The following is an 18,371-nucleotide window of genomic DNA, read 5'->3' on the forward strand; positions in this document are numbered from 1 at the left end:
TGAAAACAAGGCCGCAAACTGCCTGTAGGGCAGTGTAATTTCGTTTTGAGAGGATTTCGGTATGCGTGGTTCAGCGACAGGCAGGCTGGTCAAGGCATTCGCAGTGACCGCAGGGCTTGCCATGAGCGTAATGCCAGGGCGTGCAGCGTGGGCTGATAACATAACAGACGCCTTCATCGGTGCGTATAATACAAGCGGTTTGCTGGAGCAGAACCGGGCACTTTTGCGGGCTGCGGATGAAGATGTGGCCATTGCGTTGTCGGCGTTGCGGCCGATCATCAACTGGACGGTGCAGGTTAGCCAGGATTATACCCGCAGTCGGACCAGCAATGTGGTCACAACCAATGAGCCGTCGCGGTTTTTTACGGGTCTGACCCTGGGTCAGCTTCTGTATGACGGTGGGGCTTCGATTCTGGGCAAGCAATCTGCGCAGGAAACCGTGTTGTCGACGCGGCAAACTCTGATCGACATCGAACAACAGGTTCTGATCCGTGCGGCAAATGCCTACCTGGGCGTGTTGCTGCAGGAAGAAACCGTGGCGATCCGCCAGAACAACGTCGAAGTTTCGGCCGAAGAACTCAGAGCATCGAATGATCGCTTCGAGGTTGGCGAAGTCACGCGTACAGACGTTGCCTTGTCCGAAGCGCAGTTGGCAAGCTCGCAGGCGGATTTGGCGGTCGCGCGTGGTGAGCTGAGCATCGCGCAGGCAGAATATGTGAACGCGGTCGGGAAGGCACCGGGGCGTACAGCGGGACAGCCGAGTCTGCCCAACCTGCCGCGGTCCGAGGCTGAGGCCGTCAGTCTGGCGCAGCGCAACCATCCCGCGATTCTGTCAGCGCAGCATCAGGTGCGCGCATTTGATCTGATCGTGCAGCAGCAGCGGGCCAATCTTGGACCGAACGTCAGCCTGAACGCTGACGCGGGGGTCACAGAAAGCTATGACAACGATGATTATATCAACGATGCGACTATCTCGTTGAACTTCAACCAGCCCATCTATGCTGGTGGTCGGTTGGCTGCGAATATACGTCGCGCAATGGCGACCCGGGATGCGTCGCGCGCGAACCTGTTGAATGTCCAAAAAAACATCACACAGGGCGTGACTGATCGTTATGCGGCGTTCCAGGCGGCCAGCGCCAGCCTCAGGGCATCGACTGAACGGGTTCGTGCCTCGCAAGTGGCGTTTGACGGGATTCGCGAAGAGGCAACACTGGGCGCGCGGACAACTCTGGATGTGCTGAACGCTCAGCAGGACTTGCTGGATGCGCAATTGGCCGAAGTTGCTTCACGCACTGAACGCTCGCGCGCGGCTTACCAGTTGTTGCAGGCTCAGGGTCTGCTGACGGCTGAACGTCTGGGTTTGGCGGTGCAGATTTACGATCCAACCTTGTATTACAACTTGGTCAAAAAGGCACCGGCACAGGTCAGCAAACAGAGCAAAGATCTGGATCGCGTCCTCAAAGCATTGCGTCGGGACTGATCGACCATACTATTTGTTGTGAGGTTGAGATTGTTTGGCTACACTCGATCCAAGGATAGAGCGGTAGAGAACAATGACTGATAACGTCGTAAAAGCAGGGATCGAAGACGTTCTGTCTTCGGTCAAACGTCTGGTAAGCGAAGACAACCGCGATAAATCCGTCTCGGATCAACAGCCTGTATCGAGAAAGCCGGGGCGGCTGGTTCTGACGGATGCTTTGCGTGTCAGCACGCCCAAGCAGACCAATGGGGTTCCCATCCAGACCGAGTCGGACCTCAAGATGTCCGACTCGGCGAAACCCATGTTGCTGCGGGCCTGCGATATTGTGCAAGCGGGCGAGCCGGCCAACGCCGCAGAGGACGCGGCCGATGCGCCTAAACCTGCTCAGTCTGCGGATGCTGCCACCAGCTTAAGCGCTAAGATCGAAGCGCTGGAAGCGGCCATTGCACAAACAGAAGATCAATGGGAACCGGATGGCGACAGCGAAGATGCTTACTCGGGCACACCGTCGCAATCTTTGCCGTGGAACGTAGAAGCAGAATTTGCCGCAGCCGAGGCCGTTGGTTCCATTGACATTGAGCAAGCTGACGCGTCCGACGATGAGAGCGAAGCACACGTTCAAGCTGAGTTCATCCGTTCGCCGAGGGTCGAGACCGAGGTGATCGCAGAGCCTGCCGTCGATGACAGAAGAATCGACATGGATGAAGAGGATCTGCGCGCCTTGATCGCCGAAATTGTCCGGCAAGAGCTGCAGGGCACGATGGGCGAGCGGATCACGCGGAATGTGCGCAAGATGGTCCGGCGCGAGATTGCACGTGCCCTAGCCGCAAAAGATCTGGAGTAACGCCTAGCTGCGCCTAGGGGGCTGGGAGAGGCTCAGCAGCAGATCAAGATTCATATGGCGTTCCAAATGATCTGCCAAGTCATCCAGAACCTGTTCGACGCCATCCTCATAAGCGACGTCCGAGGTCACGCCCAGCGTTGAAAGGTAACGCGCGCGGAACGTGTCAGACGAAAAGATACCGTGCAAATAGCTGCCCTTGATCCGTCCGTTGGCGCTGGCGGCACCTTCTGGTTTGCCTTCGACCTCCAGCCATGCACGGTCACAATCAGGTCCTTCAGTGTGTCCCATATGGATTTCATACCCGCTGACCGGATCGCGGTCGGGCAGGGCATGGGCCGAGCGTAGAATGACTTGCTTTTGTCCGCCCATCACAGTGTCGACATCCAGCAACCCCAAGCCTTCGACCTTGCCGGGTCTGCCGTCGACCCCATCCGGGTCGGAAATGGTTTTACCCAGCATTTGATAACCGCCGCACAGGCCCAGAACATGCCCGCCGCGGCGCACGTGGCCGTAAAGGTCGATGTCCCAACCCTGCGCTCGAAAATAGGCCAGATCCCCGATGGTGGATTTGCTGCCCGGCAGCAGAACCAGATCGGCATCACCGGGCAGGGGGCGTCCGGCTGGGATGATCTCGACACTCACGTCTGGTTCAGCGGACAGCGGATCAAGGTCGTCAAAATTGGCCATCCGTTCCAGCTGAGGCACAACCACCTTGCACGTGCCGCCAGTATGAGAGCGAATGTCCATCATATCCTCAGCAGGCAATTTCCACGCGTCATGGAACCAGGGCACAACACCCAAGCAGGGCCAACCAGTACGGGCGGCGATGTCGTCACGCCCTTCGTCGAACAAAGACACGTCCCCTTTGAACCGGTTGACAGCAAAACCCCGGATCTGCGCCAGATCGCCGCCGTCCAGCACAGCCTGAGTGCCGACGATTTGCGCGATCACGCCGCCACGATGAATGTCGCCGACCAGAACCACGGGAATACCTGCGGCGCAGGCAAAACCCATATTGGCGATGTCACCGTTGCGTAGATTGGTTTCAGCGGGGCTGCCCGCACCTTCGATCAGAACCAGATCCGCATCCGCACAAAGCCGGTCAAAGCTTTCCAGCGCGGCCCCCAGCAGCTTGGACTTATCTTTACGGTAGTCCCCGGCCTTCATCGTACCCGCGCGCTGCCCTTGAACGATGATCTGAGCACCGGTGTCCGTCTCGGGCTTCAGCAGAATGGGGTTCATATCTGTATGGGTCGCCCGCTTCGCTGCACGGGCCTGAAGCGCCTGCGCGCGGCCAATCTCGCCCCCGTTTTCGGTGACGGCCGCATTGTTTGACATGTTTTGTGGCTTGAACGGAGCAACCCGCATACCCCGGCGCGTAAAGGCGCGCGCAAGCCCGGCCACAAGAACCGATTTTCCGACATTGCTGCCAGTGCCTTGAATCATGATGGCGCGAACCATGGGTTGTCTCCTATATGTCGAGGCGCAGATGACTTGATTTGAGCGGGAAGGGAAAGACCTGGATGAACACACCAGCGCATCTTTTGATCGGGGCTGCCGCTTTTGCCCGACCGCCGCAGGGCCGTATCTTGTTGGCTGCAATGCTGGGGGCAGTGCTGCCGGATTTGTCCCTGTATCTCATGGTGGGAGTGTCGTTGTTTGTATTGGGCATTCCGGAACAGGTGGTCTTCGGGCAACTGTACTATTCGCAGGCCTGGCAAACCGTCTTTGCGATCGACAACTCCTTTATCCTTTGGGGGATTGCATTGTTGCTGTCAGTTTGGCGTGGCTGGCACGCCGTGGCTGTCGGAGCAGCGGCAGGTTTGTTGCACCTAGCGACAGATTTTGTGCTGCATGCAGGCGACGGGCGACCTCAATTCTGGCCGCTAAGCGATTGGGTGTTTCACAGCCCGGTCAGCTATTGGGACAGCAGCCATCACGCATTATGGGTGGCTCCAGTTTCTGCCGCAGTTTGTCTTGCTGCGTATGTCGCACTGTGGCAGCGCGGTCTGTCCGTGTGGGGCAAGTCCATGTTTGGCGTCATGCTGTTGGCCGAAGTTTGGGTGGCACGGCAGTGGCTGTTATTTTTCTAGCCTTTTGGACATCGAGGTAGAGCATAGAAAAACGCGCTCTGTCGGACAGAGCGCGTTTTTTCTGTGCGAACTCGCTTAAGTTCAGGCGGCTTCTGCGTGCTGAGCGGCGTTGCGGCGCTCGCTTTCTTCACGGGACAGTGCGACCGAGGTCCGCACACCGCGACCAACGAACTCCATCAGTCCGCTGACAACCCGCTCGTTCGGGTCAATACCCGCGCAGGACAGAACTTCGCGCCCATCGCGCGAACGGGCCCAGCGGGCGATTTGTTCGGGGCCATTGCCGTATTTCTTGTCATCGGCGATAGCGTCATCGAGTGCAGCCAACACAACGGCCGCGAAAAGTTTGCGCGCACGATTGCCTTGCTCGTTGTTAAAGGCAGTGCCGTCAACGAAATCTCTCATCTCGTCTTCCTTGTTGTTCTTGCTCTTGCATTTTCGGCGTGAGGGTCCTTATGACCTATTAGGTACGATTCGGATACAGCTAAAATGCATAGTTGCGTTGCGTCACTTGCATGGCTTGCTGCAAGTGCAGCACTAGGTGTCGTTGTCTTGTCAGGTGTGATCCCGCCAGATATAGGGACCGCAACTGATGCATCAACCGTTTGTGAAGGATTTATGTAATGCCCAAGATAAATGGGAACGAAATTCGCCCCGGCAATGTGCTTGAGCATAACGACGGCCTGTGGGCAGCGGTCAAGGTTGACCACGTAAAACCGGGCAAGGGTGGGGCGTTTGCTCAGGTCGAACTGCGCAACCTGCGCAATGGCTCAAAACTCAATGAACGCTTCCGGTCCGCGGACAAGGTCGAGCGTGTTCGCCTTGAGCAGAAAGATCAGCAATTCCTGTACGAATCCGATGGGACGCTGGTGTTCATGGATGCAGAAACCTACGAACAGATTGAATTGCCGGCAGATTTGCTGGGCGAACGTCGCCCGTTCCTTCAGGATGGCATGACCATTGTCGTTGAATTCTACGAAAGCGAGGCGCTGAACGCGACGCTGCCGCAGAAAGTGACCTGCCAAATTGTCGAGACCGAGCCGGTCGTCAAAGGCCAGACCGCCGCAAACTCGTTCAAGCCTGCGGTGCTGGACAATGGCGTGAAAGTCATGGTGCCTCCTTTCATCGGTCAGGACGAAATGATCGTTGTGAACACCGAAACGATGGAATACTCGGAACGCGCGTGACGTTCCGTCACTTTGCGAAAGAGACCGCGCAGGCACCCGCCGCGCGGTTTTTTTTACGCGTTACGGCGGTAACGATACCGTGTTGGGTCGGGGCCAAACAGTTCCAGCATTAGTTCATACTTGATGCGATTGGCGCTGACCTGGCGATAAAAAGCGATCAGAAATGCGGTCGGCCCCTGAATTCGGCTAAGGCCACTGGTGGCGGCCACAACGGTGCCTACATCCGTTTTCCCCTGTAACACCAGATAACCGCCCAGCATCAGAATACCGACGGTACCGGCCCCATTGATCACGCTCAGCAGGAATTTGGCCGACAGTTTCCACAGGAACATACGTCGCCGTGTGTGGTAAATTTCGTCAAACATGGTGTTGATGTCCCGCTCGACCGCTTCGATATCCTCGGTCGTCAGCCGGTCTGTGGCACCGCGCAGGATGCGGACGCGCTCTGCCACGAAAGTGTTCACTTTGCGTTGCGACACCAGAACGATGATGATCTGCGGCACAATCATCGAAAAAGCGATCAGCCCAAGCCCCGGTTGCGTGGATGAAATATAGCCGATCACGCTGATCAACGTTCCAATCTGAACCACCGGATCCGAGAAAGCGCCGCCCGCGAACTTTCCCAACTCTTCAGCCTCGGCGGAAATGGCCGTGGTCATGGTGCCTTTGCGTAGGTCCTCGCCCGTTTCCTTCAGATCGGTTGAACGCCATAGCAGGCGCTGCCGGATCAGTCGGATCATGTCTTCACCCAAAGTGCCAGCACGGTATCCAAGGATCCATTTCAGCCCAAGGCTCAGCAGGATAACGGCCATCATACCAATACCCAATTGGATCAGCTTTTCAGTGCCGACATCATCTGCCGTCAGGTGGTTGACGATGTCGCGCTGAAACTCCAGCGGAACGGCGGCAAGCGCCGCAATGGCGATGGACAGCACGATGAGGATGATCTGCCGTCCGGCACTGGCGCGCCAAATCGCGGAATATAGTCGAAACATGGGTGTATCCGGTTTGACCTGTTTCCCTCAGTTTGGCAGGGCTGAGGAACAGGTTCAAACTTGGCGATATGTGCCGACGTGGAGTTCGTGCTGATTAGGCAACAAGCGGTACTTAGTCGGTCAGTCTCACCGTGGCCTCGCCCGCCTGCATTTCACCGCTTGCGCGGTCAAAACGCAGATAGGCAATCGCGTGGCCCCCGGATTGAGTGAACAGGGTGCCTGCCGGTTTGCCATTAGCTGTGATCTCGGTCCCCACGGGCGCGGTGCCGTCGACAGAGACCCTACGCAGACCCTTACGCAATTCGGTCTTGTGTTTCATGCGCGCGGTCACTTCCTGACCTACATAACAACCCTTTCTGAAATCCACGCCATTCAGCGCTTCGAACCCAGATTCGAGGATATAGCTGTCCTGGGTCAGCTCAGTACCCGCTTCAGGAATACAGTGTTGCACACGCAGTGCATCGAAATCTGTGCCATCATCCTGTTCGGGTGCCGCAGAATACATGCGCCAGCCCATGTCAGGGTGCCGCGGGTCGGGCAGGGCACTCTCGGGCGAGGAGCCGGTTCCGCGCTGCAGGTTCATATCGGTGCTTTCGATGGCCACGTCTGCTCGCAGTTTGTACATGTTCAGACGTTTGATCAGATCATCGGCAAGGTGCTCGGCCGCGTCCAGCAGAATGCCATCGCCATCACGCTTGAGGAAAAAGTCCGCCAGATACTTGCCTTGCGGCGTCAACAGCGCGGCATATACCAGCCCGTCATTCAAACCCTGAATGTCATTGGTGATCAGGTCCTGCAAAAAACTTTCGGTGTCCGAGCCGGTCAGGCGCAGGATGCGGCGGGTGGGCATGGCTTGGTCCTCGTCATTTCCCTTGGCCTCGTGATATAGGAAGATCCGCCGCCAAGACCAGAGGGTATCAGACGTGCCAGCCCCGATCTCTGTTGTTATTCCGACCCTAAACGCTGCCGATGCCTTGCCCGAGTGCCTTGGCGCATTGATGGAGGGACTGCATGCCGGGCTGATCCGGGACCTGATCATCAGCGATGGCGGGTCTGACGACCTGACACTGGAGATCGCGGAAGAGGCCGGAGCAAGGGTTGTCACAGGCGCGCCGTCACGCGGTGGGCAATTGCGCCGAGGGTGCGCAGAGCCCAATGGAGATTGGTTGCTGATCCTGCATGCTGACACTGTATTGGAAAGCGGCTGGAGCGAGGCGGTGAGCGCCCATCTATCCAGCAACGGACCTGCGGCCTTTCGATTGGCGTTTAAAGCGCGGGGTATTGCGCCGGGATGGGTCTCGGGCTGGGCCAATCTGCGCAGCCGGGTGTTCGGGCTGCCATATGGGGATCAGGGGCTTTTGGTGCCGCGTGATGTCTACCATGCCGCAGGCGGTTTTCCGGACCAACCCTTGATGGAAGACGTCGCCCTAGCGCGTCGATTGCCCCGGATCACACTTCTGGATGCACGGGCCTTTACGAGCGCGGAGCGGTATGAGCAGGCGGGCTGGATTCGGCGGGGTAGTCGGAACCTGTGGACTCTGCTGCGTTACTTTCTGGGGACGGATCCGCAGGTGTTGGCACAGGCGTATCGGCGATAAGTGTCGTACGTAGCTCGACCAGCGATTTCCCCAACCGGAACGGGGCTGCAAAGCTGACAAGGCACAAAGCTACGATTTGCAGAACCAGAATGTGGGCGTTGGCCTGCAAATATTCCCATTCGTCTTTCAATTTACCAACCTGTTCAATCAGGTCATCATAGCTTTGGGCCAGGATCAGGTAGTCCCCAGCAATGGCCGGTACTTTCCGGCGCATGTTGTTGATAGCTGTCTGCGTTTCGTCGTCCAGCGAGGTGAAGACCAGAAACTGGTCGATATCGAAGGCGTCAGCCTGCGCGGCAGCGCTGCGCATTTCATCCATGTCATCTTTGGCTTGGCGCCCGAACAGGAAATGCAGCCCCTGCAATGGGGCGACCTCATCGGTGACGGCAATGAACAACGGCAGTTCAGAATTGCTGGCGGTTGAAGCCGAGAGGAACTCGACTTTGTCGCATAAAACAGCCGTATCCGGGTCAAAGGCCGGATCACAAAAGCGCAGGCGAAACCGTGCCGCATCGCGATCAAAGGCCAGAGTGGCCGCATAGGCCACGTCGATCTGACGATCCAGCCGAGAGCTGTCGGAAGTGTAAAGCCCGGCCATAACCGCAACCAACGCCCCGATGCCGCCCAGAACGACCCAAACCAAGTCGGCCAGTTTCCACGCCCGATGCCCCGCTGGTTTTCGGAACAGAAACGCCGTACCGATCGATCCTATCACAAAAAACAGGATCAGCAGGGGCAGTTGGTTGTCGGTTACAAAGCTCATAGTCCCGATCTTAGGACCTGGCCTGCGTCCTGCAACAGGGATCACGGGCTGTTGTAACATCTTACCGGATGTTCATACTGATTGCAGAGCCACAGGAGATTTCGATGCCAAAAGAAATTGTTCTGATTCATGGGGCGTTTGCCGGACCCTGGTGCATGCAGGATTACGCAACTTTCTTTCGGGATCGGGGATGGACCGTACATACACCAGCCTTGCGTCACCATGGCGGTGATCCGAAAGCAGACACTGATCCCGGTCTGACGGAAACCAGCGTGTTGGATTATACCAATGACATAGCTGAATTTGTGCAGGGCCTGGGCAGCAAACCGGTTCTGCTGGGTCACGCCATCGCGGGTGTGGTTGCGCAACAGGTGGCCTCACGCGGTTTGGCCAGTGCTATTGTGTTGATTAACCCCAATGCACCCTGGGGCACTTTGCCGGAAACCGACGACGAACGCGCCGTGCCGCGGGCGTTGATGGAAGGTGGGGCCTTCTGGAAACAGCCCATGCGTGTCGAATTCGACCTGATGGCGCCTTTTGCGCTTAATAAAATGGACGAGGCTCAACAGCATGCTGTGTTCGATCAACTGGGGGCCGAAAGTGGGCGCGTGATGTTCGAAATGTTCTTTTGGATGTTCGACGACGATCACGCGATAAAGGTCGATTTCGAAAAGGTCGACTGCCCGGTTCTAGTCGTTTCCGGTGCAGAAGACCGGGCGGTTAACCCCGATACCTGCCGCGCCTTGGCAGAGCGGTACGGGGAACGTGGGACCTTTTTGCTGGTTCAGGACCACGCGCATTTTCTGTTTATGGAGCCCGGCTGGCAGGGGCCGGCAGAGCAAATCGAAAGCTGGCTTGGTCAGCAGCCGGTTTGAATCCGGGTTGACAAAAATCGCCGTTTTGGCCGAGATCGCGCCAAGTGAATAGGGCCACTGACCCTTTTTGCGCATAATATCTGCGGGAAAGGTCCGGGCATGACCCTGTTTGTCATCCTTATCATTCTGTCTGCGGCACTTCTGCATGCGGTTTGGAACGCCATCGTCAAGACAGCGGCGGATCGCACGACGATGTTGGGCCTTGTTGCTTTGGGCCAAGTGTTGCCAGCAGCCGTGATGGTGATGGTCCTGCCACTGCCCAGTGCTGAAAGCTTTATCTACATCCTGATCTCGACCGTTGTTCATTTCGGGTATTACTTCATGCTGGGCAAAGCTTATCAGCATGGCGATCTGAGTGTGGTCTACCCCATTGCGCGGGGAATCGTTCCGGCGCTGGTTTCGCTTTGGGCGATGGTTCTGGTGGGCGAGGTGCTGCCATTGCAGGCATGGGGTGGCATTGCACTGATTGCATTTGGCATTCAGCTGAGCAGCTGGAAAGCGCTGCGCTCGGGGGTCGGACGCAGCGCGCTTGGCTTTGCGCTGGGCACCGGGTTCTGCATTTCGATCTACTCGGTAGTGGATGGGATCGGCGTTCGGCTGTCAGGCAATACGCTCAGCTATTGGGCCTGGGGGGCTTTCCTGCATCTGTTCATTGCAGGCTTTGTCGGAATTAAGAAACGCGATACCCTCAAAAGCCTGCCAGCCAAGGTCTGGATGACAGGCATTCTGGGCGGGCTGGTTTCGATGACCGCCTATGGGCTGGTGCTTTATGCCAAGAACTTTGCACCGCTCGGCGCGGTCTCGGCGCTGCGGGAAACCTCAGTCATCTTTGCTGCGCTGATCGGGTTCATCTTCCTGAAGGAAGGCAACTGGATACGACGGCTGGGGGCCGCCGTACTTATGGCCTTAGGCGTTGCCTTGATCGGGCTCGCCGTCTGATCGCGTTAGCAGGGCTTAGTTGTTGGTCGAGAACGTGCTCTGCGGTCTCCATTTCAGGGTCCCGTCGTTGTCACGGTGGCAGCGCAGCAGGCGTTCCTGAACCGTGGTGATCGTCGAAGTCACAGTATTATCACCGACCATCAGGACAAATGCGTCCTCGGAATAGGCCATACCATCATAATAGCAAAACCGGGTCTCGGCCCCGTCCGGAATAGGGGATGCGGTGCTGAGCATCTGCTGCGCAGGGGCTTGTGAGGCCAGCAGGGTCAGAGCCAGTCCGAAGGTTAGTGCTTTCATGTCGTCCTCCCGTCTTAAAATCGTAGTCGGTAAAAGAAATTGGACGCCCGGACCTCAAGCCATTGTTGTTATGTCGCGGTAAGTGTGAACGAGATCAAAGGTTTAGGCAACGAGAAATTGCCATAGCCCCTGCGTGCCAGCCTGTTGATGCCTAGGCGCAGACCTGAGCAATCCTGGCCAATTGGGGGAAAGCAGCCCCTTGTTCAGTGGTACACGGCTTCTGACTGTAGCTCTCTGAAATAGCTGATTGTGGACGCCAACCCTTCTTTCAACTGCACCTTGGGTTCCCAGTTCAGCACGCTCCGCGCCAGAGTGATGTCGGGCTGGCGTTGCTTGGGGTCGTCCTGAGGCAGGTCCTTGAAACTGATCGGTGTGTCGGTGCCCACAAGCGCCTGCACTTCGCTGGCCAGTTCATTCATCGAGAATTCATTGGGATTACCCAGATTGACCGGGCCGGTGACGTCTTTGCCGGTCTCCATCAACCTGATGAACCCTTCGATCAAATCATCCACATAACAGAATGACCGGGTCTGCGTGCCGTCGCCAAAGATCGTGATCGGCTGACCGGTCAGGGCCTGCATGATGAAGTTCGACACGACGCGCCCATCGGCAGGGTGCATTCGGGGTCCGTAGGTGTTGAAGATGCGGGCCACCTTGATCTCCAACCCCATCTGCCGGTGATAGTCGAAGAACAACGTCTCGGCGCAGCGCTTGCCCTCGTCATAGCAAGAGCGCGGACCAACCGGGTTGACGTTACCCCAATAGTCTTCGGTCTGCGGATGAATAGTAGGATCGCCATAAACCTCAGAAGTTGAGGCCTGAAAGATCTTGCATTTCAGCCGCTTCGCCAGACCCAGCATGTTGATCGCGCCATGCACGCTGGTCTTGGTCGTCTGCACCGGGTCGTGCTGGTAATGCACGGGTGAGGCCGGACAGGCGAGGTTATAGATCTCGTCCACTTCCACAAACAGCGGGAAGGTCACATCGTGGCGCATGAACTCGAACCGCGGGTTGTTGTGCAGGTGGTCAATGTTGCGCTTGGTGCCGGTGAACAGGTTGTCGACGCACAAAACCTCGTGCCCCTGATCCAGAAGCCGGTCGCACAGATGCGAGCCCAGAAACCCGGCCCCACCGGTTACGAGAACACGTTTTCGACTGTCATAAAGGCGGGCCATTGCAAATCCTTAATCGTTAAATCCAAGCCAGCTTGTCACTGGGAAGCCGGGTCTTGGGTTGATTAGTAAACTGAAGGAATTTGAATTGCAGTAGATTTTGGTTTTTTGAGGGCGCGAGGGTTTTGATCGGGTAGGATGGGTGTTTACACCCACCTTGATTTGGAAAATAGGTGGGTGCGAGCATCTATTTTTTGCTTTTAGGTGGACTCCTCGTCCGCCTTGGCGTCATTGTGCGCTGATGGACTGTTTTCCTCGCTGTCCCGTTCGATGACCAAGTTACCTTCTGAGTCTAAGTCAAGATTACCCCGTGGTCCGTCTGGCGAAGAATACCACCTCAATGCGTTAACAGAAGGATACTCAGCAGCTAGCGCATTTAGTTGGTTTCGATTCCTTGGATCCCAATAGCGCCATGCGACCTTTCCTGATTGATCCTCCAAGACTGCCTGTTTGGTTAAGCTCCTAGAAAGATTGAGAATTTCTTCGAGCAAGTCGCGATCGGAGCGAGTATGTGTCTTCTTTTCGACTGGAGCAGACTCGAGGACCTGATTGATGTCCGCCTCTAAATCTGGCCACCACTTTTCAAACACAGCATTAAGCGTACTGCCTTCAAGTGCTGTGTCTCCGCCAGCTTTGTTGATCATCTCCACGAGTTTCTTAAAGTCCGATTTTTCAAATTTAGTATTTTGGAACGTAGACAATGGCCCGGAAATATTGGCGCTTTCGATACCGAAGAGCACTGCGGAAACGCGCGACTGGCTAATATTCTTTGATAAAGCCCCTGCCTCAAACAGTATCCAAGGCTTGTCTAAGTTGTTCTTGGTAAGACAGATTATCCCAACTTCGCACTCAGCAAGCGACTTTGATATTTCTGAGTTCCATCTAGTGCCTTTCTCAATATCATCTGGTGAGTAGTAAGGCTTAACCGACTGTAAGACATTTGGTAGCCAATTTCGAAGCGCCTTTGCTATTGCTTCACTAGTTTCGCCGCTCCAGCTAATAAAAACTTTGGTCAATCCGAATCCTCTGAATTCCTAAACATCCAACTCCTCCACAAACCGCGCGTTCTCCTGAATGTACTGGAACCGCAGTTCGGGCTTCTTACCCATCAGACGCTCGACCAGGTCGCCGGTCTCGCCGGGTTCGTCCTCGTCGATGGTGACCCGGATCAATTTCCGGGATTTGGGGTCCATTGTGGTCTCTTTCAGGTCCTTGGCGTCCATCTCACCCAGACCTTTGAAACGCGAGACGTCGATCTTGCCCTTGCCGCCCAGACCTTTCTCAAGCCATTCGTCGCGCTCGGCCTCATCCAGACAGTAAACGCGTTTGGCGCCTTGGGTCAGGCGGTACAGAGGCGGGCAGGCGAGGTACAGGTGGCCCGCGTCGATCATCGGGCGCATCTGGGTGAAGAAGAACGTCATCAGCAGCGAGGCGATATGCGCCCCGTCCACATCCGCGTCGGTCATGATGATGACCTTGTCATAGCGCAGGTCGTCGACGTTGAACTTGGTGCCAAGGCCGACACCCAGCGCCTGGGTCAGATCGTTGATTTCGGCATTGGTGCCCAGTTTCGAACTGGCCGCGCCCAGCACGTTCAAGATCTTGCCGCGCAGGGGCAGCAGGGCCTGCGTTTTGCGGTCCCGGCCCATTTTCGCAGACCCGCCCGCAGAATTGCCCTCGACAATGAATAATTCCGTGCCATCGCGTGTTGAACTACTACAGTCCACCAGCTTGCCGGGGAGACGAAGTTTCTTAGTGGCGGACTTGCGTTGTGTTTCCTTCTCGGCCCGTCTGCGCAGGCGTTCTTCGGCCCTCAATATGAGGAAGTCGAGGATCGCCCCCGCAGATTTCGTATCCGCAGCCAACCAGTTGTCGAAATGGTCACGGACCGAGTTTTCGACCAGCCGTTGCGCCTCGACCGTGGCCAGGCGGTCTTTGGTCTGGCCTACGAATTCCGGTTCACGGATAAAGCAAGATACCAGCGCGCAGCCGCCAGTGATCAGGTCATCGCGGGTGATCTGCGCGGCCTTCTTGTTGTTGATCAGCTCGCCGTACGCCTTGATCCCCTTGAGGATCGCGGCCCAGAACCCCGCCACATGGGTGCCGCCTTCGGGCGTGGGGACGGTGTTACAGTAGGACTGGATGAACCCGTCGCGCGAGGGCGTCCAGTTGATCGCCCACTCGACCTTGCCGGGCGTGCCGAATTTTTCGTTGAAGTCCACGGTGCCCGCAAAGGGCTGCTCGGCATAGGTGGACGAGCCGTTCATCGTCTCTTTCAGATAATCCGACAGGCCGCCGGGGAAGTGGAAGGTGGCTTCGGTCGGTGTTTCACCGTCGTCGATGGCGGATTTCCAGCGGATTTCAACGCCCGAGAACAGGTAGGCTTTGGAACGGATCGATTTGAACAGGCGTGCGGGTTTGAACTTGTGGTGGCCGAAGATGTCCGCATCCGCGTGAAAGGTGACGGTCGTGCCGCGCCGGTTGGGGGCCGCGCCGACCTTTTCCACGGGGCCCAGCGGAACGCCGCGCGAGAACCGTTGTTCGAACAGCGTCTTGTCGCGCGCCACCTGCACGACCATTGAATCCGACAGCGCGTTCACCACGGATGCACCCACACCGTGCAGGCCGCCCGAGGTCTGATACGCCTTGCCCGAGAACTTACCACCCGCGTGCAGGGTGCACAGGATAACCTCAAGCGCGGATTTGTCGGGAAACTTGGGGTGCGGATCAATCGGAATGCCGCGCCCGTTGTCGCGCACGGTCAGGGCATAATCGGCGTGCAGTTCCACCTCTATCCGGTTGGCATGGCCCGCGACTGCCTCGTCCATCGAGTTGTCGAGGATTTCAGCCACCATATGGTGCAGCGCGCGTTCATCCGTGCCGCCGATATACATGCCGGGGCGTTTGCGGACCGGTTCCAGACCTTCGAGCACCTCGATCGAGGAGGCGTCATAGGTATTGGTCGCTTCGGGCGTCAACAGATCGTCGGGCATATGGGCTGCTCTTGTTTTTGAGTTTCCCCCATTATGGCAGGTGATGTGGTCCGGGGGAAGAGGGGCGCGAGGTGTTGTGGGATGTTTGGGTGCGCGTGCACCCAAACGAAACCTTCGCTGTATTGGTGATGTTGCGTATTTCGTTCGTCGTTTTGGCGGACGACGAAGCTGTCATTGGCATTCCGTACTTGGAGCGCGGTAAACTGAATGGATCGTGCCCGGTTCTTCGTGGGTGCAAACTGGTTCAGCCCGCAAGATACGTTCTGAACCAAGCCACCATGCGTTCTTCGGCCAGCTTTGCCGCAGCTTCGTCGTAACGCGGAGTTGTATCGTTGTGGAAGCCGTGGTTCACACCTGGATAGATGTAGGCCTCGTAAACTTTGTCGTTTTCCACCATCTCCTTTTCAAATGGAGGCCACATCGCATTGATGCGTTGATCAAGCGCGGCCAGCTGAACCATCAGCGGCGCTTGGATCTTGGGCACTTGGTCAGCGTCTGGAAACGAGCCGTAGAACGGAACGCCTGCTGACATTTCCGGGTAAGCGGCTGCCAGCCTGCTGACCACTCCGCCTCCGTAGCAGAAACCAGTTGCCCCCACCTTACCATTCGTCCCATCCAACGACTGAAGATACTCAAACCCTGCGAAGAAATCGTTCAGGAGTTGCCCCTGATCAAGCGTGCGCTGCATCTGCCGACCTTCATCATCGGTTCCCGGATACCCTCCGAGTGAAGACAGCCCATCCGGACCCATCGCGACGAAACCTGCCTTTGCGAGGCGACGCACCACGTCCCGGATGTAAGGGTTCAGCCCGCGGTTTTCATGAACGACAAGAATTGCAGCAGGTGGTCTGTCAGGGTTTATTTCAGTTGGCCGGACGAGATAAGCGGTAATGTCACCAGTGCCGTTCGGGCTCGGATAGACGATATCTTCACCTACAATATCGGGGTCGTCCTCAGCCACTTGCTGCGCAAGCGCGTAATTTGGCGAAAGCGTGCTGAGAATAGTCGCCGCCGTCAGCCCGCCGACGGCCCATTTACCAGCGCGATCGAGAAATTCGCGTTTCGAAATCTTGCCATGCGCATAGTAGTCGTAGAGATCTAAAAGGTCTTGGTCAAAGTCCGCCGCCGTCAGCCGGCGGGATGGCGTTGAATTGTTCATCCTTAAACTCCCAGTGCTTCTGCGTGATGCTGTTTCGTGTTTGCGATCGCCCATGGTTACCTTTTGCCAACCCTGCAGGGATCTGAATTGTTGTTCGCTGCTCAGTAGATAACGAACTGCTGTCTAAAAGAACGTACCATGCGCCTGTTCATTCAAACAATAAATGTTTGCCCGGGTGAACGCCGGGCCACGCGAAACAGAAGTCAATTTACGTTCGTAACATAGGGTCAAAACGCGCAGCAGTGCGGCGGACATCATTGACGGCTTAGGGCTAATTGCTGACATACGCTGAATTTTATCTCGCCACCAATTCAAAGCGCTCATAGTCTCTGGCTATCAAAGAACTACTACAGCAGGACCCCAAATGAGCTGGATCAAAACCATCCCCTTCACTGAAGCCACGGGCAAACTGAAGAAACTCTATGACCGGGTGACAGGCCCGGACAACAATGTGGACAACATCATGATGGCGCACAGCCTGAGGCCGCATTCGATGGAAGGTCACATGGCGATCTACAAGGCAGTCCTGCATCATTCGGGCAACAAGATCCCTAAATGGTTCCTTGAGGTGTTGGGCGTGTGGGTCAGTTCTCTGAACCGGTGCGGGTATTGCGTTGAACATCATTTTGCCGGCTTGCAGCGGTTGCTTGGCGATGAGGCGCGGGGCAAAGCGATCCGGGCGGCGATTGAGGCGCGCGATCCGGCCGCCGCTCCGTTGGATGCAGCGCAGCTGGCTGCCATGATCTATGCCCGTAAACTGACCGAAACGCCTGGGGATATGGTTGAGGCGGATGTTATCGCCCTGCGCGAGGCCGGATGGGACGACGGAGAGATCCTTGAGATCAATCAGGTCTGTTCGTACTTCTCTTATGCAAACCGGACAGTGCTGGGGTTGGGATGTTCAACCGATGGCGACGAATTGGGTTTGTCGCCGAACAATTCTGACAACCCCGACGATTGGGGCCATCGTTAATGGACCTGACAGGTTAGGCCGTTTGAATCCATACCTGAATGGCATGTGCAACGTCCTGCGGTTTTTGGTGATGCAGCCAGTGGTCAGTGCCAGGGATCGTGATGCGGGTCAGATTGGGCGCGAAGGTTTCCAAGCCTTCAGTTGCCTCGGGCAAAAGGGCTTTGTCATCCGGTCCCCAAAGCAACAGATGCGGGCATCGGACATGCAGCCGATCCAGCGGCAGATCCGGCAGGTCTGTTGCGGGAAGCCCTGGCTGCGCGACAACCAGCGGAGAGGCGCGATACCAGTTCAACATCGCCTCTAACCGTCCTGGTCGCGCCCATTCCGCTCGGTATTCGGCCATGCGGCTCTCGGTCAGCCAATCCAGTCCCATGCCGTGGCGAAAGAACTTTTCGAGCAATGCAAAGTTGTTCTCGGACAGTTTTTGTGCCGCATCGGGTGCCCGCAGTTGGTTGATGTATTGCGAGGCTTCTGATTGCGCGGCTCCTGCGGCCATGGCGCGTTGAAACGGAACTGGGTGGACGCCGTTTGCAATTATAAGCCGGTCAACAAGATCAGGGCGGAACATGGCAAGGCCATAAGCCACCGATGCACCCCAATCATGGCCCAGTACAGCAAAAGGTGCACCGTGGGTCTCAATCAAAGTGGCCATGTCGGACACCAGTTGGGACAGGGTATAGTCCTGTACCCCTTCAGGGCACCAGCTTTGGCCATATCCACGTTGGTCCGGAGCAATGCAGTAAAAGCGATCCGCCAGATAAGGGGCGAGATCTGCCCACGCACCGCCGTATTCTGGGAAACCATGCAGCATCAAAAGCGGTGGCGCATCAGGTTCGCCCCATGTTCGGAGGCAAAAGGACTGGCCATTCAGATCGGCAAATGACGTGCGCATCGGAACCTCTGATCCAGAGTGGAATTTATGGGTTTTTGAGGCATCAATTTGACACCAATCAAAGCGGATTTTCGGGGTTTCTGCTAGCCCTCATTCAGGACAGTAGAAAAAGGA

18 protein-coding genes are annotated in these 18,371 nt (G+C 56.7%); 8 read left to right on the top strand and 10 right to left on the bottom strand.

Annotated elements, in window-relative coordinates; all coding sequences use genetic code 11:
- Positions 1 to 61 precede the first annotated feature (61 nt).
- Both ACXADZ_RS05995 and ACXADZ_RS06000 read left to right on the top strand, forming a co-directional pair.
- Positions 62 to 1,480 carry a TolC family outer membrane protein gene (locus tag ACXADZ_RS05995; protein ID WP_475193702.1) on the top strand — a complete coding sequence of 473 codons (1,419 nt, stop codon included), beginning with the start codon at positions 62 to 64 and terminating at the stop codon, positions 1,478 to 1,480.
- Between the two features lie 73 nt (positions 1,481 to 1,553).
- Positions 1,554 to 2,324 carry a hypothetical protein gene (locus tag ACXADZ_RS06000; protein ID WP_475193705.1) on the top strand — a complete coding sequence of 257 codons (771 nt, stop codon included), beginning with the start codon at positions 1,554 to 1,556 and terminating at the stop codon, positions 2,322 to 2,324.
- A gap of 3 nt (positions 2,325 to 2,327) precedes the next feature.
- On the opposite strand, the gene ACXADZ_RS06005 is transcribed toward ACXADZ_RS06000, so the two are convergent.
- Positions 2,328 to 3,785: a cobyric acid synthase gene (locus ACXADZ_RS06005; protein WP_475193706.1), complete on the bottom strand. Its 1,458-nt coding sequence runs from the start codon at positions 3,783 to 3,785 to the stop codon at positions 2,328 to 2,330.
- A 62-nt stretch (positions 3,786 to 3,847) separates the two neighbouring features.
- Here ACXADZ_RS06005 and ACXADZ_RS06010 point away from each other — a divergent pair, with 62 nt between their 5' ends.
- A complete protein-coding gene (locus ACXADZ_RS06010) occupies positions 3,848 to 4,417 on the top strand; it encodes a cobalamin biosynthesis protein CobQ (RefSeq protein WP_475193707.1) in 570 nt (189 codons plus the stop codon).
- 81 nt (positions 4,418 to 4,498) lie between these two features.
- Here ACXADZ_RS06010 and ACXADZ_RS06015 read toward each other — a convergent pair whose 3' ends face one another.
- Positions 4,499 to 4,819, bottom strand: a complete 321-nt coding sequence (locus ACXADZ_RS06015; RefSeq protein ID WP_171090939.1) for a DUF6280 family protein — start codon at positions 4,817 to 4,819, stop codon at positions 4,499 to 4,501.
- A 218-nt stretch (positions 4,820 to 5,037) separates the two neighbouring features.
- Between ACXADZ_RS06015 and efp the strand changes: the two genes are divergently transcribed.
- Positions 5,038 to 5,601 (top strand): elongation factor P, encoded by a 564-nt coding sequence (efp, locus tag ACXADZ_RS06020; protein ID WP_475193711.1) that lies wholly within the window; start codon positions 5,038 to 5,040, stop codon positions 5,599 to 5,601.
- Between the two features lie 53 nt (positions 5,602 to 5,654).
- Here efp and ACXADZ_RS06025 read toward each other — a convergent pair whose 3' ends face one another.
- A complete protein-coding gene (locus ACXADZ_RS06025) occupies positions 5,655 to 6,596 on the bottom strand; it encodes an ABC transporter transmembrane domain-containing protein (protein ID WP_475193714.1) in 942 nt (313 codons plus the stop codon).
- A 112-nt stretch (positions 6,597 to 6,708) separates the two neighbouring features.
- Entirely contained in the window at positions 6,709 to 7,446 is a 738-nt protein-coding gene (ygfZ, locus tag ACXADZ_RS06030; protein WP_171090935.1) for a CAF17-like 4Fe-4S cluster assembly/insertion protein YgfZ, read from the bottom strand.
- A gap of 73 nt (positions 7,447 to 7,519) precedes the next feature.
- On the opposite strand from ygfZ, the gene ACXADZ_RS06035 reads away from it, so the two are divergent.
- From ACXADZ_RS06035 to ACXADZ_RS06045, 3 genes are all read left to right on the top strand, one after another.
- A complete protein-coding gene (locus tag ACXADZ_RS06035; RefSeq protein ID WP_171090933.1) occupies positions 7,520 to 8,194 on the top strand; it encodes a TIGR04283 family arsenosugar biosynthesis glycosyltransferase in 675 nt (224 codons plus the stop codon).
- A gap of 867 nt (positions 8,195 to 9,061) precedes the next feature.
- Positions 9,062 to 9,832, top strand: a complete 771-nt coding sequence (locus ACXADZ_RS06040; protein ID WP_475193716.1) for an alpha/beta hydrolase — start codon at positions 9,062 to 9,064, stop codon at positions 9,830 to 9,832.
- 99 nt (positions 9,833 to 9,931) lie between these two features.
- Complete coding sequence (locus ACXADZ_RS06045; RefSeq protein ID WP_475193719.1) at positions 9,932 to 10,771, top strand: EamA family transporter; 840 nt, start codon at positions 9,932 to 9,934, stop codon at positions 10,769 to 10,771.
- A 15-nt stretch (positions 10,772 to 10,786) separates the two neighbouring features.
- Here the strand turns inward: ACXADZ_RS06045 and ACXADZ_RS06050 are convergent, their stop codons facing one another.
- From ACXADZ_RS06050 to yghX, 5 genes are all read right to left on the bottom strand, one after another.
- Positions 10,787 to 11,068 carry a DUF1496 domain-containing protein gene (locus tag ACXADZ_RS06050; protein ID WP_475193721.1) on the bottom strand — a complete coding sequence of 94 codons (282 nt, stop codon included), beginning with the start codon at positions 11,066 to 11,068 and terminating at the stop codon, positions 10,787 to 10,789.
- Positions 11,069 to 11,271: 203 nt separating this feature from the next.
- Positions 11,272 to 12,243 carry a UDP-glucuronic acid decarboxylase family protein gene (locus ACXADZ_RS06055; protein ID WP_475193724.1) on the bottom strand — a complete coding sequence of 324 codons (972 nt, stop codon included), beginning with the start codon at positions 12,241 to 12,243 and terminating at the stop codon, positions 11,272 to 11,274.
- A 197-nt stretch (positions 12,244 to 12,440) separates the two neighbouring features.
- Positions 12,441 to 13,256: a toll/interleukin-1 receptor domain-containing protein gene (locus ACXADZ_RS06060; RefSeq protein ID WP_475193727.1), complete on the bottom strand. Its 816-nt coding sequence runs from the start codon at positions 13,254 to 13,256 to the stop codon at positions 12,441 to 12,443.
- Between the two features lie 18 nt (positions 13,257 to 13,274).
- The gene (parE, locus tag ACXADZ_RS06065; protein WP_475193729.1) at positions 13,275 to 15,233 is read right to left on the bottom strand and encodes a DNA topoisomerase IV subunit B; all 1,959 of its coding nucleotides are present in this window, start codon (positions 15,231 to 15,233) and stop codon (positions 13,275 to 13,277) included.
- Positions 15,234 to 15,477: 244 nt separating this feature from the next.
- Positions 15,478 to 16,392 carry a YghX family hydrolase gene (yghX, locus tag ACXADZ_RS06070; RefSeq protein WP_475193732.1) on the bottom strand — a complete coding sequence of 305 codons (915 nt, stop codon included), beginning with the start codon at positions 16,390 to 16,392 and terminating at the stop codon, positions 15,478 to 15,480.
- A 364-nt stretch (positions 16,393 to 16,756) separates the two neighbouring features.
- Between yghX and ACXADZ_RS06075 the strand changes: the two genes are divergently transcribed.
- The gene (locus ACXADZ_RS06075) at positions 16,757 to 17,365 is read left to right on the top strand and encodes a carboxymuconolactone decarboxylase family protein (protein ID WP_475193734.1); all 609 of its coding nucleotides are present in this window, start codon (positions 16,757 to 16,759) and stop codon (positions 17,363 to 17,365) included.
- Positions 17,366 to 17,378: 13 nt separating this feature from the next.
- Here the strand turns inward: ACXADZ_RS06075 and ACXADZ_RS06080 are convergent, their stop codons facing one another.
- Positions 17,379 to 18,257, bottom strand: a complete 879-nt coding sequence (locus tag ACXADZ_RS06080; protein WP_475193736.1) for an alpha/beta fold hydrolase — start codon at positions 18,255 to 18,257, stop codon at positions 17,379 to 17,381.
- Between the last annotated feature and the right edge of the window lie 114 nt (positions 18,258 to 18,371).

This window comes from Ruegeria sp. ABM4_193, from assembly GCF_056158705.1.